General features: G+C 38.2%; 19 protein-coding genes and 1 tRNA gene. 14 read left to right on the top strand and 6 right to left on the bottom strand.

All coding sequences use genetic code 11. The features are described from left to right. Window positions 1–98: 98 nt before the first annotated feature. Window positions 99–284 carry a DUF2759 domain-containing protein gene (locus tag ABVF21_RS12195; protein WP_098444211.1) on the bottom strand — a complete coding sequence of 62 codons (186 nt, stop codon included), beginning with the start codon at window positions 282–284 and terminating at the stop codon, window positions 99–101. A 147-nt stretch (window positions 285–431) separates the two neighbouring features. Then, on the bottom strand, window positions 432–911 hold the full coding sequence (locus ABVF21_RS12200) for a hypothetical protein (protein WP_303530644.1): 480 nt from the start codon (window positions 909–911) through the stop codon (window positions 432–434). A 73-nt stretch (window positions 912–984) separates the two neighbouring features. Here ABVF21_RS12200 and ABVF21_RS12205 point away from each other — a divergent pair, with 73 nt between their 5' ends. Then, entirely contained in the window at window positions 985–1,626 is a 642-nt protein-coding gene (locus ABVF21_RS12205; RefSeq protein ID WP_371018260.1) for an MBL fold metallo-hydrolase, read from the top strand. A gap of 24 nt (window positions 1,627–1,650) precedes the next feature. Beyond that, complete coding sequence (locus ABVF21_RS12210) at window positions 1,651–2,724, top strand: SAM-dependent methyltransferase (RefSeq protein ID WP_371018261.1); 1,074 nt, start codon at window positions 1,651–1,653, stop codon at window positions 2,722–2,724. 22 nt (window positions 2,725–2,746) lie between these two features. On the opposite strand, the gene ABVF21_RS12215 is transcribed toward ABVF21_RS12210, so the two are convergent. After that, complete coding sequence (locus ABVF21_RS12215) at window positions 2,747–2,992, bottom strand: DUF2626 domain-containing protein (protein WP_098444207.1); 246 nt, start codon at window positions 2,990–2,992, stop codon at window positions 2,747–2,749. Between the two features lie 248 nt (window positions 2,993–3,240). Here ABVF21_RS12215 and ABVF21_RS12220 point away from each other — a divergent pair, with 248 nt between their 5' ends. Further along, a complete protein-coding gene (locus ABVF21_RS12220) occupies window positions 3,241–3,624 on the top strand; it encodes a Spx/MgsR family RNA polymerase-binding regulatory protein (RefSeq protein ID WP_194222147.1) in 384 nt (127 codons plus the stop codon). A 5-nt stretch (window positions 3,625–3,629) separates the two neighbouring features. Here the strand turns inward: ABVF21_RS12220 and ABVF21_RS12225 are convergent. Continuing rightward, window positions 3,630–3,704, bottom strand: a tRNA-Gln gene (locus ABVF21_RS12225). A 349-nt stretch (window positions 3,705–4,053) separates the two neighbouring features. Between ABVF21_RS12225 and ABVF21_RS12230 the strand changes: the two genes are divergently transcribed. From ABVF21_RS12230 to ABVF21_RS12280, 11 genes are all read left to right on the top strand, one after another. Further along, complete coding sequence (locus tag ABVF21_RS12230) at window positions 4,054–4,248, top strand: hypothetical protein (RefSeq protein WP_371018262.1); 195 nt, start codon at window positions 4,054–4,056, stop codon at window positions 4,246–4,248. Next, window positions 4,229–4,543: a YbjQ family protein gene (locus ABVF21_RS12235; RefSeq protein WP_194222145.1), complete on the top strand. Its 315-nt coding sequence runs from the start codon at window positions 4,229–4,231 to the stop codon at window positions 4,541–4,543. The genes ABVF21_RS12230 and ABVF21_RS12235 overlap by 20 nt, the downstream gene beginning before the upstream one ends. Before the next feature lie 37 nt (window positions 4,544–4,580). Then, window positions 4,581–5,429, top strand: coding sequence for an alpha/beta fold hydrolase (locus ABVF21_RS12240; protein ID WP_303530654.1), 849 nt, complete (start codon window positions 4,581–4,583; stop codon window positions 5,427–5,429). A gap of 160 nt (window positions 5,430–5,589) precedes the next feature. Continuing rightward, window positions 5,590–6,672: a competence type IV pilus ATPase ComGA gene (gene comGA, locus ABVF21_RS12245; protein ID WP_303530656.1), complete on the top strand. Its 1,083-nt coding sequence runs from the start codon at window positions 5,590–5,592 to the stop codon at window positions 6,670–6,672. Beyond that, window positions 6,647–7,675 carry a competence type IV pilus assembly protein ComGB gene (gene comGB, locus ABVF21_RS12250; protein ID WP_303530658.1) on the top strand — a complete coding sequence of 343 codons (1,029 nt, stop codon included), beginning with the start codon at window positions 6,647–6,649 and terminating at the stop codon, window positions 7,673–7,675. Before comGA ends, comGB begins: the two co-directional genes overlap by 26 nt. A 14-nt stretch (window positions 7,676–7,689) precedes the next feature. Continuing rightward, entirely contained in the window at window positions 7,690–8,019 is a 330-nt protein-coding gene (gene comGC, locus ABVF21_RS12255) for a competence type IV pilus major pilin ComGC (RefSeq protein ID WP_371018263.1), read from the top strand. 11 nt (window positions 8,020–8,030) lie between these two features. Then, window positions 8,031–8,471: a competence type IV pilus minor pilin ComGD gene (gene comGD, locus ABVF21_RS12260; RefSeq protein ID WP_371018264.1), complete on the top strand. Its 441-nt coding sequence runs from the start codon at window positions 8,031–8,033 to the stop codon at window positions 8,469–8,471. Between the two features lie 302 nt (window positions 8,472–8,773). Then, complete coding sequence (locus ABVF21_RS12265) at window positions 8,774–9,193, top strand: ComGF family competence protein (protein ID WP_303530663.1); 420 nt, start codon at window positions 8,774–8,776, stop codon at window positions 9,191–9,193. Beyond that, window positions 9,144–9,566 (top strand): competence type IV pilus minor pilin ComGG, encoded by a 423-nt coding sequence (gene comGG / locus ABVF21_RS12270; RefSeq protein ID WP_283153997.1) that lies wholly within the window; start codon window positions 9,144–9,146, stop codon window positions 9,564–9,566. The genes ABVF21_RS12265 and comGG overlap by 50 nt, the downstream gene beginning before the upstream one ends. Beyond that, window positions 9,563–10,060 (top strand): shikimate kinase, encoded by a 498-nt coding sequence (locus tag ABVF21_RS12275; protein ID WP_371018265.1) that lies wholly within the window; start codon window positions 9,563–9,565, stop codon window positions 10,058–10,060. Before comGG ends, ABVF21_RS12275 begins: the two co-directional genes overlap by 4 nt. A gap of 56 nt (window positions 10,061–10,116) precedes the next feature. Then, window positions 10,117–10,311: a YqzE family protein gene (locus ABVF21_RS12280; RefSeq protein ID WP_194222136.1), complete on the top strand. Its 195-nt coding sequence runs from the start codon at window positions 10,117–10,119 to the stop codon at window positions 10,309–10,311. Window positions 10,312–10,359: 48 nt separating this feature from the next. Here the strand turns inward: ABVF21_RS12280 and ABVF21_RS12285 are convergent, their stop codons facing one another. Next, entirely contained in the window at window positions 10,360–11,154 is a 795-nt protein-coding gene (locus tag ABVF21_RS12285) for a YqhG family protein (protein ID WP_303530667.1), read from the bottom strand. Next, a complete protein-coding gene (locus ABVF21_RS12290) occupies window positions 11,132–12,802 on the bottom strand; it encodes a DEAD/DEAH box helicase (protein ID WP_371018266.1) in 1,671 nt (556 codons plus the stop codon). Before ABVF21_RS12290 ends, ABVF21_RS12285 begins: the two co-directional genes overlap by 23 nt. Window positions 12,803–12,805 lie beyond the last annotated feature (3 nt).

Here is a 12,805-nt window from a genome sequence, read left to right on the forward strand (position 1 = left end):
AGTTGATTACTGGTTGTTTTGCTATGCTGTGACAGGTTCATAAGCTTATTCTTTTCATTTTTCTTCAAAATAAAAAAACAGCCATTTAGGCTGTTTTTTTAGTGTCCTCCGCCGCCCCCAGATCCGAAAAGTATATCGATCATTGTGGCAACAGTAAAGGCGCCGAATACAAGCACTGTTAATCCTGCAAAGGCAAGGCCCATAAAGTTCTTTTCACGAAGAGAACGGAATACGCCCCATACGCAAAATAACGTAACGATTGCAAAAATAATTGCTAACCCCATTTGGAATACCTCCCTATCCATGCACTCTTTATCAGTATACCCGTAAAATAGCTGTTGCATGGTTAAATCATAAATTTTTCTAACTTGCGTGGTATGTACGATAAGTCCTTTCTTATTTTAACCGTTTTCTTTTCGTTTGTCGAGGTGTTATTCAACCAAAAATGTAAGTTCAATGTTATAAGCTCGAGCAATACCCTCCATTAGTTCAATGGACATATGATCAACAAAAAAGAGTTCACCCTCTTTGCATATTAAATGCTCTTCCATTTGAAGAATCGCCATTTCGATTTGCGACTGCTCTCCGTTCCTTATAGTGAAGCAGGAGATCATCTTTTTATAAAGAAAATACTCATTGTTTTGAGAAACAAAGCCATAATCTGAAAAAGAGGGAGTTATTTCTGTGTTTGGAGAAAGGTATAGAAGTGAGTAGAACTCTTGAAATATATTTTTTGAAATGTAGTATTTCTGAAGAGCAACAGCTTCTTCACGATCATTTAGAATAACGAGCTGTTTATCTCGATCAAACACTTTTGCAAGTTCGGCTGTCTTTTTCACTATCTGGGCCATGAAGCCAGGTAGTTTATTATTTGGGGGATTCATTTCTACGCCATACATGTTTTTCAACATAAACATCTCCTTTGGTACAACCTTTTGTATAGTGTAGAATAAGAAACATAATCTTTCAATGGAGGCGATGACAATGGAATGGAAACAAATGGCTGTTGGGCCGGTGCAAGCAAACGCAGGATTCTTATGGAATGAGCAAAATGAGGCTCTTATCATTGATCCGGGAGCTGAAGGTGGTCGAATCAAAAGGAAAGTGGAAAAGCTAGAACTAAAACCAATCGCTATTCTTTTAACTCATGCTCATTTCGATCATATTGGAGCGGTGGATCTGATAAGAGAAACGTATCAAATCCCAGTTTACTTACATATTTATGAGGAAAAATGGCTTTCAGATGCTTCTTTAAATGGCTCTAAGCTGTTTCCGGTAGTTGATAATATTGAAGGTAAGCCGGCTGATCATTTAATTGAAAGTGAAGGGGAAATGACAATTGGACCGTTTCAATTTGAGGTATTTGAAACGCCAGGACATTCACCTGGTAGCGTCTCATTTTATTTTAAAGACGTTAATCTAGTCTTTTCAGGTGATGCCCTTTTTGCAGGTAGCGTAGGAAGAACTGATCTTCCTGGTGGAAATCAAAAGCAGCTGCTGAACAGTATACATAACCGCCTTCTAGTATTACCAGAAGAAACGATTGTAGCCTCTGGTCATGGACCGTCTACGACAATAGAAGTGGAGATGGTAGAGAATCCGTTTCTAAATGGATTTTCTTTATAAATGACGTCTTTAAGGGATGAAATCATGAAGGAGATCGAGCGTAGTCCTGGAGGCGCTATATCGTTCGAGAAATTTATGACGCTGTCTCTTTATCATGAGCGGTATGGCTATTACCAGGTAAATCAACCTAAAACAGGTCGAAACGGTGATTTCTATACATCTACAAGTGTTCATGATATTTTTCCTAGAGTTATGGCTCGGGTTCTGATCGCCGATATTCACAAGCATAATCTTGAACCTTTCATTGTTGATGCAGGGTCTGGTGATGGGAACTTCATTGCCTCCTTTCTTGATGAAGTGAAACAAAAAGACCAGAAACTTTTTCATCAACTAACTTATTGTGTGATAGAAGCAAGTCAATACCATCGTCGTCTAATTGAAGAAAAGGTGCACGAGCTTAACGTGAGAATATATTCTTCACTTTCGGAAATAAAGAATGACGTACCTATATTAAACGGTATTCTTTTATCCAATGAACTGTTAGATGCTTTTCCTGTTAGGGTTGTAGAGAAATTTCAAAATCAATTGTACGAAGTATGTGTGGGAATCGATCATCGTGGTTCCTTTAGGGAGATCTACAAACCTTGTACAGATGCAAAGCTAATCAAATGGTTAAATCATCATGACGTTGTTCTTGCGGAAGATCAACGCTTTGAAGTACCGTTGATCATGAGCGATTGGCTTTATGAGACTGGTGAATGGATTTCCGAGGGGAAAGTTTATACAATTGACTACGGCTATACGAACGAGGAATGGCAACATCCTGCAAGGAAAAGAGGGAGTCTGCGCGGATACAGGAAACACCAATTAATGGAAGACGTTCTTCAGTATCCAGGGGAAATGGATTTAACCACCCATGTTTCTATTGATGCAATTGAAAAGATTGGAATAGAAAATGGCCTAGAATGGCTTGAGTGCTTGCCGCAGGGACAGTTTCTTTTGAAGCATGATCTATTAAGCTTTATTAAGCAAGTCAATCCAGATAAACCGTTTTCTAATGAACAAAAACAAAATCGAGCAATTAGATGGTTAGCGGAATCAAATCAGTTTCTTGTCATGATTCAACAAAAGCGCCAAAGAAAAAAAGACGATGCATAAGCATCGTCTTTTTTCGTTCGAATTAATGTCCGCCTGATCCAGGCGTCATCATGAACACTGACCAGTATGAAAAACCGACCATAAATAAAGTTAAGTATACACCAAAAATATACAGATAAGTACGTTCTGTTAAGTTTAAATAACTTAACGCTAAAAACATGCCGGCCTGGCCAAGGAACAGCAATCCCAATACTGGCATCTCACCAACAAAGCCCATTAGTGAGAAAATGCCGGTCCAGAAAGCTAAAACTCGGTACATTCTAGGCATAATAGTTCCTCCCTTGCTCGTTCATTACTCATACATATCGTATTATATATGAGGTTCTGTAGAAAAGTAAATGCTAGTCTCATGGCAAAATAATGACTTTCCTTATTTAACCTTGAAAAGGGTTCCAATTTATTATCCCAAATCGTTCACAAAAATACAAATCTTTTTCTTGTACAATATTTGTTTAAGTGTTGTATAATGTGGGTATTGTTAGTTATTAACGGAAAACGAAACGGGGAGGATTTAAATTGGAAGATAAATTGTTGTTTTACACTTATCCAAGTTGTACCTCATGCAGAAAAACGAAAGCCTGGTTAAAAGAAAATGGCGTTAATTTTGAGGAGCGTCATTTATTTAAAGACACACCTTCCATTGAAGAGCTAAAAGAAATTATCACTCTTTCTACTGACGGAATCGAAGAAATTCTAGCTAGAAGGAGTAGCTCTTTTAAAAAGTTAAATGTTGAAATTGACGATTTAACCATAACAGAGATGTTAGAGCTCATGCATAACGAACCTAAACTTCTTAGAAGACCTATCGTAACAAATGGAAAAAAACTGATTGTGGGCTATAACAAATCAGGACTTCAGAACTTAAAACAGCGAAAGAAAAAACTCGCGGTGGTTTCATAAGAAATTGGCTGGGCTAGCTGGATTCGAACCAGCGCATGACGGAATCAAAATCCGTTGCCTTACCGCTTGGCTATAGCCCAATCATGTATTTCTCTGATAGTATGATCAGAGAATCAGTAACTTATACTCACATTGAAGGTGCGAATTGTAATGGTCTCTTTTTTCTGAGTTAGCACGTTAAATAATAAGTAATGTATGTTTTAGGAATGTCCTACTGCTTATTTGAATAAGATAGCATCATAATCCATGTCACAGCGATATGCGGAAAACTTCTGCGTATCGCTTTTTTTGTAGTTTGTTAAAGATTGTATATATAATTAGTGAACATATGTTCACTAATAAAAGCGAAATTTTCATAGAAAATGAAGTAAAGTAGTTCCTAATAAGGTATTCTTTAAGGAGTAATTGAAGAATGGAGGGGAGAGCATAATGAAGATATTCCTCATAACTAGCTCCTCTGTATTTCAGTTCCTTATTGTAGTAATGTTCTTTACCCAGAAAGTTTGGGTGCCGTTCGTTGCGTTGGCATATGTTCTTTCCCTTTTATTATTAATTCTTGTACTAATAAAAGAACGAAGATCGATGGAGAGAGGAGAAAAAAGTGATGATGATCGTAACTACTGATGAGATAGCAACGAAAGAGATCAAGGAAGTTATTGGGTATGTTCGTGGGAGCACAGTTCAATCCAAACACGTAGGGAAAGACATACTAGCAAGTCTTCGAACAATAGTAGGTGGAGAAATAACAGAATATACAGAAATGATGACGGAAGCACGGCAAAGAGCTATCGCAAGAATGGTCAAAGACGCTGAAGGAAAGGGAGCAAATGCAATTGTCGGTTTTCGCCTTCAGTCTTCAGCTGTAATGTCAAGCGCATCAGAAATTATAGCTTATGGAACAGCGGTTATTATAGGATGACGGGATACACGCAACCTAAGTAAAGGGAGTGGTCTATATGTGGAAACAAACGCTTATTAATACAAAGCGAGGGACTTTTGAAGTTTTTATCAAAGGGAACGGTCCTCCATTATGTGTGACGCACCTGTACTCTCAATTTAATGAAAGCGGAGACTATTTTGCAGATACGTTTACGAATAGTCATAAAGTCTACTTAGTTAATTTAAAGGATGCGGGTCATTCAGATTCTGTAAACGCACCTTATGAGTATTTTATGTTGGAGACTGTATTTGATCTTGAAAGTGTGAGATCAGCTCTTGGAGTTAAACAGTGGACATTCGCTGGTCATTCTACGGGAGGGATGCTTGGTTGTGTATATGGAATTCATGCATCCCGTTCGCTTATAGCCATAATAATAGTAGGAGCTGCAGCTAGAGAATATGGTTCTTCGTCGTCAGCATGTATATATAACTCTGCGCATGAGAATTATCACATCATGCAGCATTACATAGAAAAACTAAAAGACTCGAGACTTGGTGATGATGAGCGGGAAAGGATCACCAGAGACAGAACCAAGCTGTCTCTTTATTTGCCAGAAAAATATCAAGACTATTTTTCAAAACGAATAAATAAAAAGATGGCAACAAATCGGATGAACTTTTTTGCCCGCGAAATCATCCAATTTGATGTAACGAAACAACTTAATATAATATCTGCCCCAACTTTAATAGCGTGTGGGAAGCATGACGTCCAGTGTCCCTTATCATTTTCGGAAGAAATAGCGTATGAAATTCCAAATTCCCAACTGGCTATTTTTGATCAAAGCAATCATTATCCTTTTCTTGAAGAAAAAGCATTATTTGAAATAAGGGTTCATGATTTTCTCAATGATGCGTCATTTAGATAATGTATATTGAGTATAAATCCCAAATCATTATTGAGCGCCAGTCAAAAAGAAATTTCTTTATTTAAGAAGGAATTGCCATTTGCCTGGCGAATCCTTCTCTTTACGATTTAAAAATCGTGACTGGTTTTGCTGTCAATTTATATGAAAGGAAGGTGTGTTTTTGCTGAACATTGAAGAAAAAGGAAAGGATATTATTAAGCAAGCGGTGGAAGTAGGGGCCTCAGATGTACACTTTCATCCGAAGGAAAAAGGAGCGTTGATTCAGTTTCGTGTTGATAATAGACTTTATGATGCGCTTTGGCTTCCTATGATGGTAGCAGAAAAGCTATTGTCTCATTTTAAATTCCTCAGTGGTATGGATATTGGAGAGAAGCGTCGCCCACAAAATGGGGCCATGGATATGGTTCTATATCCAAGAAAACTCCACTTAAGACTCTCAACGATTCCCACCCCTTATCACGAAAGTCTTGTCGTTCGTATCCTTCCGCAAGATGAAACCCACTCCTTTAAAGAACTCTTTCTTTTCCCCTCAACTGCAACTAGACTTCTCCAAATCGTAAGTTGTAACAGTGGCTTATTTATGATTACAGGACCAACAGGTTCTGGAAAAACTACAACGATGTATTCCCTCCTTCAAACTCTCAGCGTTAAGCGGCATAGGCGAGTTCTTACAATTGAAGATCCCATCGAAAAGCGCAATCCTGATTTTATTCAAATGGAAGTCAATGAGAAAGCTGGACTATCTTATTATGAAGGGTTCAAAGCTGGGCTCAGGCATGATCCGGATATTCTTGTCGTTGGGGAAATAAGAGATGAACAAACTGCCCAACTCGCTATTCGAGCTAGCATGACGGGGCATCTTGTGGTTTCAACGCTACACACCGGAAGTACGCTAGAGTGCATTCCGAGATTACTTGAGTTTGGTATTCCTCTTCATAATATTACTCAAACGTTAAGAGGAGTCGCCACTCAACGACTTGTTCCCCTAAAGTGTCCCTATTGTCAAGTATGCTCTCTGGAGTGTCTAAAGCGAAGAACACGAAGAAAACTTGCTGTCGTTGAAATCCTCGCGGGTATTCACCTTCAAAAAGCCCTCGATCATCCAGAACTTTTATCGATTCCTGGTCAATCCACCATTAAAGATTACATTCTTCGAGCCTATGCCCTAGGTTATATTCAAAAAGAGACTGTCGAGAAGGAGTTGGGATTATTTAATCGTGAAACGATTCAAATGGAAGCTTGACCGTAAAGCAGATTTTCTTTGTCGTATAGGGAAAATGCTTGAGGAAGGATACTCACTTGCCAAATGTTTGGAGGTATACGCCTTATATCAAAACGATCATATTCGATCAAATATTGAAATGATTATTATCAGACTTAAGGGTGGTGATTCCTTTCACGATGTTTTAGCAGATTTTCAGTTTCCAGCAGATATCTTATCCTATTTATATATGTCTGAGCAGCGAGATTTTGCAACCGGTATTTCGGCATCCGGTCAGTTGATGAAAACGCGAAGTGAATGGCAAAAACGACTTAGAAGTACGCTTGCTTACCCCATCTTCTTATTTTGGATGACAGCGATCATGCTGTTTGTCGTAGGAAAGTATTTACTTCCTCAATTTAATACGCTCTATCACTCCCTTGATGTTCCACTCCCTTTTATTTCAAGATTTTTTATGACGCTCGTGAGATTTACTCCGGCTATTTTTGTCGGTTTAATTTTACTTTCTATTGTTCTTTACCTATCCAATTTGATAAAAAACAAGAAAAGTTCAGCTGTACACAGAATGCTTCTCTACAGTAAAATTCCGTTCGTGCATTTTTTTATTCCTCTTTATCTGACACATCATACCTCTCTTCACCTGGGGCTCCTACTTCAAAGCGGTCTTTCAATTGCAGAAGCTTTCTCGTTATTAACTAAACAATCTCACTTTGTGTTTTTTCAAGAAGAAGCCGAACGTGTTTCACGATCATTAATGAGGGGTGAAAAATTAGAGGATTTATTTGATCAGACACGTTTGTATGTTCCTGAATTCAAAGAAATTTTAATGCATGGCCAGGCAAGTGGGAATTTAGGAAGAGAGCTAATCTTATATGGGGAGGTGATCGGTGAACGGTTTGAGGAGTTGGTAAAAAAAGGATTCATGATTTTGCAACCAGTTAGTTTTGTCGGTGTTGGTCTTGTCGTTATGTTGATGTTTATGTCTATTCTTTTACCGATGTTTTATTATTTGCAAAATATTTAAAGGGGAGATTGTAAATGAAAATAAGGAAATGGTTAGGTCTTATTAAAGATGAGAAAGGGTTTACGCTAATTGAAATGATGATTGTTATTATGATCATTTCAATATTGCTTTTAATTGCGGTACCAGGATTAACTAAAAACAATGAGGTTGTTGAGGCGAAAAGCTGCGAGGCCACGATAAAAGTTGCCCAAACACAGGTAGCGGCGTATAAAGCGAATTTTGGATCCTATCCAACTTCAATCAATGATCTTGTTTCAGAAGAATACCTAGACATGGATGAAGTAACTTGTCCTGGAGGTGAAGAGTTAACCGTCGCCGATGGGAAGGTAAAGCTATCTAACTAATGTTTTTTCGTGTGCAATTCAGAAATTCTTTTGGCTACACCATGCTAGAAATGATGATTGTTCTCTCCGTTTTATCAATTCTTCTATGTCTGATCTTTCTACACATATCCCCTACGCAAAATGCTTCTTCCACACGACATTTTCTTGGCGACATCCAATCAGATCTAAGGTATACCCAGGAGCTTGCATATGTAAATAAATCCTCGTATCGATTTTCCATTTCACCTAGTAAAGGGTCGTATAGTATACAGGGCACCGCATCTACGGTAGTGAAGTCGAATGAAATTCCAGAACATATTACGATTGATGAAGGAACAATGGGGTATCAAATTGTGTTTGGGGGGAATGGAAACGTTCAAAAAGCAGGAACACTTTATATAAAGGCTGGCAAGGAGGAGTATAAACTTGTGGTGCAGGTGGGAGCTGGTCGTTTCTATATTAAAAAGTTGTAAAGGCTATTCTTTGCTTGATGCATTAACGGGTCTCTCTATCTTAACGATCTTATCTTCAAGTATATTACCGATTTATTCCCATCTTTATGAAGAGCGAGAGGTGATACATGTGCGAAAAACTGCAGTGATATTGCTTGATCAATACTGGAGGGGAATGGTCTTGGAGGGGAGAATTCTACCTGCAAGCGAAACCGTTAAAGGCTCCAAATTTTCCTTTTTAGTAATGGCTGATAAAGTGTGTGTTTCTTTTGATAGCGGAGTAAAAACTGAATCAATGATATGTAAAAGCTTACCGCAAGATAATGAATGAAAAAGGGATTACATTACTAGAATTAATGTTAACTGTGACCATTCTCATTGCGATTGTATGTGTGCTTCCTTTGATAATGAACGCTTCTTTACAAGAAGTGAATGCAGATTTTCAGCATGAGGAAGCACAATTATTCTTTCATTTGTTTTCTAAAGAAGTTCGAGAATCTTCTCGAATTCAGATCCATAATGGTGGAATTGAGATGTTGTCGAAGAACGGAACAACTATACGATACGAACGCTACGGATCGTCCATTCGGCGTAGAGTAAACAATGCTGGGCATGAAATTGTATTACAGAACATTCGCGAGTTATTTCTTGAAGTAACTGATGGAAGAGTGATTGTTGAGGTGGAACTTGCTGATGGACAGAAAGAAAAGCGCGCTATATTTCAAATGTCTTATAAACCTTAATGAAAAAGGTTATATGACGGCTATGATGATGATGATTAGTACGCTGCTTCTTGGGTTTGTTTTTCATTTATGGAATGTGACACAAAATGAGCGAGTTTTTCTTGATCGTGAAGAGGAAGAAATTAAGAAGCAGACCTTGCTAGTCCTTAGTATGAAAGATACAATTTCATATATACAGAAAACAGGGGGATCTAGTGCGGAAAGAACGTTTACGTACAATGAAGGTACAGTTCGCGCTGTGATTAATTCTTCTTCTGATGTATTGCAAATTACGTTGAGTGGAACGACGGATAATGGAATACGCGTAGCTGCGTCTTTTCAATACAATCAAATGATGAAGCAAGTCGTAGAATGGAGTGAAGGTTCAACATGAGAGCGGTCTATTTAACAGGATTTATGGGCTCTGGCAAAACAACTATAGGTGAGGAATTATCTCAAGCGTTATCGCTGAAATCGGTTGATACAGATGAGCATCTTACGAAAATGCAAGGCAAGACCATTCCTGCCATTTTTGATGAGGAAGGAGAATCTGCATTTAGAAAGTATGAATCAGCCTCTCTAAAAGATCTACCAACTGAAAACGTGATTATTAGTACAGGCGGTGGGATTGTTTTAAAAGAAGAAAATCGAACATTTATGAAGCAAAATGGAACGGTGATTTACTTACATTGTGAACCAGAAGAAATCATAAAGCGACTTGAAGGTGATACATCAAGGCCTTTACTTGCTGGAGCCGATCTAAAACATAAGGTTCATACGATATTCAAAGAGCGATTATCACTCTATCGTGAAGCTGAATATGAAATTGACACAACGAAACGTTCAGTAGGGGGAATTGTAAAGGAAATATGTAACCTGCTTGGTTAAACAAAGAATAAATGGGCATCCTTAAAATAGAAGACAACTATTAAAGGGTGATCAAGATGTCATCAAATGATCTTGTGAAATATATGACTCAGCAAGTTGTGTCTTATATTGATCAACCAAAAGAGGAAAGGCAGCAACAGCGTGCTGTCAAAAAAGCCAAAAAGCAACCATTTTTGTTTCGATGGTTTGGCATTATCCCTATGTCGATTTCAATGTTTGTTAAAAAAAAGAAACATGAAAGCTCGGACTGACTCGTCTGAGCTTTTTTGTATGGATTCGCTAATTTTAACATTCTTCGTTTAGGAAGGATGTGACTCAATACCTGGTGCTAAATGAAAGATGCCCCCGTTAATTATTTCTGCCGTAATTGTTGGCTCATATTGTTTTCGAAGAGCATCTCTTTCAACTTGATAGCTCTGATCATTGGTTTTTCCGTTATAAAATTGATCAAGAAGGTTTAAATCAGTAGCCCATCTCATTTTTGCTTCTTCTGCCCATTCTGAATCCTCCTGTGAAATAAGCATTTCTACCACATCTTCAAGTCTCTTCAAGCCGCTTGAGGGTTTAATAATAGGCGTTATTGTAAAAGCATAATCTGGAATTTTAGGAGTGAGTTTCTTTGTTAGTAATAACTGGTGAAAGTCATCAACAACCGCTCCGCTTACAAGGTGTAGACCGAGGGAGAGGAGACGGTGTTTCTTTCGATCACACTGATAAGATATTTTAATATTAAGGCAGAGCCATGGATGAAGAGAATATTGTTGTTGATAATTTGTTTGCACATCCTCAAAAAGTCGGATAGAGGACGCAAGCTTTTTAGTAGAAGAGAAAATTTGATGTAGTCTTGGCGCACCAAAGTGAACGAACTCCCCTTTTTCATCGCTTGATTGGTTTGTAATTAGTGTGAGTGTCATTGGTCGAGGAGTACCACCAGTCTTCTCAAGATAGTGCCAATAAAAAGGGCGGTTCATTAGTTCTTTATCAAGATCAATCGTTAATTGGACGTCAAGATAGCCGGATTTTTCTTCTCGAATCTGGCAGTCATTGGCAAGGAAATACGAGCGCAGATAATTATGAATATTTTCTTGTTGCATCTGTCTCCTCCTTCTGATAATTGATAAGCTCTTTAATATTCTCCATCTTAATTCGGATTTCACCTTCGCTTTCAGAGTGTAGAAGTATATCAGAAATATGCTTTTCAATATCGCGCATACCAAGTCGTGTCAAAATCTCATCTAATTGTCCAATAACACTTTCAAATAGTTGAATTTTTTCATATAAGAGGGTAAGGATATGCTCTTCAACTGTGTGCTTCGTAGCAAAATTATAAATGTGCACATCGCTTTCTTGCCCAAGTCGATGTATTCTACCGATGCGCTGCTCAATTCTCATTGGGTTCCAAGGTAGATCGTAGTTGATAACGTGCTGACAGAATTGAAGATTGATTCCTTCTCCCCCTGCTTCTGTTGCAATGAGAACTTTTGCGTGATTTTTGAAGAGTTCTCTCATCCAGTCTTTTTTTCCCCGTTTAAATCCACCCCTAAATGGGACGGACGTAATTCCATGTTCTTTTAAAAACCACTGTAAATATAATTGAGTCGCTCGATATTCTGTGAAAATAATGACCTTACCTTCGATTGATTGCACCAATTCAAGGGCCTTTTCTGCTTTTGAATTTGTTGGCACTCCTTCAATTTTTTTAATTAACATTTGAATGAGAGTTTTAGAAGAGTCGTCAAGGTGTTCTTTATCAAGCATTTTTTTTAATGTCATATATGCTGCTTCGCGGCTTGAACAGATTTCTCTTAGTAAAGTGATGATCGAGAATTGACTTCTCGTAGCCACTGGCTGTTTCTTTAGCGCTTCGACTGAACGATAAAGCTCATCTTCTTCAGGTGAGAAAGTAATAGGTACTGTTTGAACAATACGTTCTGGCCAGTCCATTCCAGTATCTTCACGCCGGTTTCTGACCATCACTTTTTGAATGAGAGCGCGAAGCCTTTCTTCGTCTTCGAGCTTTTTTACTTTACCATTGTAGTCTTTTTCGAAATTTTCCAAGCTTCCTAGATGTCCTGGTTTTAATAACGATACAAGGTTAAAGACTTCATCAAGACGATTTTGAACAGGGGTAGCCGTTAATAGCAGACAGAACTTTTTAGGTAAGTGCTGTACAAATTCATAATTTTTTGTACGACTATTCTTTAGACGATGTGCTTCATCGATAATAACCATGTCGTAGTTCTGCTCATAAACTATTGAGCGATGAGGCTCTCGTTTAGCTGTATCTATCGATGAAACCACAACATCACATTGATCCCATACATAGCTTTTCCTTTGGACTACAGCTGGAATGTAGAATTTTTGATTTAATTCAATAGCCCATTGTGATACTAATGATGCCGGAACAAGGATCAGAACTTTTTTGACAAGACCCCGAATCATATATTCTTTAATAATCAAACCAGCTTCAATGGTTTTTCCAAGTCCAACTTCATCTGCTAGAATCGCTTTTCCGTTCATTTCCTCTACAACTCGCCGAGCTGCTTCAAGCTGGTAAGGATGTGGTGTTAAATGAGGGAGATGTGATGGCGCCTGTAAGCCTGCGAAAGTGGGGATGGTTGTATGATGCTCAGCCTCAATAGCCAGTTTAAAAAGGTCCCAGTTAGCCCAGGGGCCGTCTTCATCAATTTGTTTCAGAAAGTTGTTTGTCCACTCTTGATCAAATTTCAATTCTGTTCTCAAAAT

Source organism: Pseudalkalibacillus sp. JSM 102089, assembly GCF_041366475.1.
Lineage (GTDB): Bacteria > Bacillota > Bacilli > Bacillales > Guptibacillaceae > Guptibacillus > Guptibacillus hwajinpoensis_B.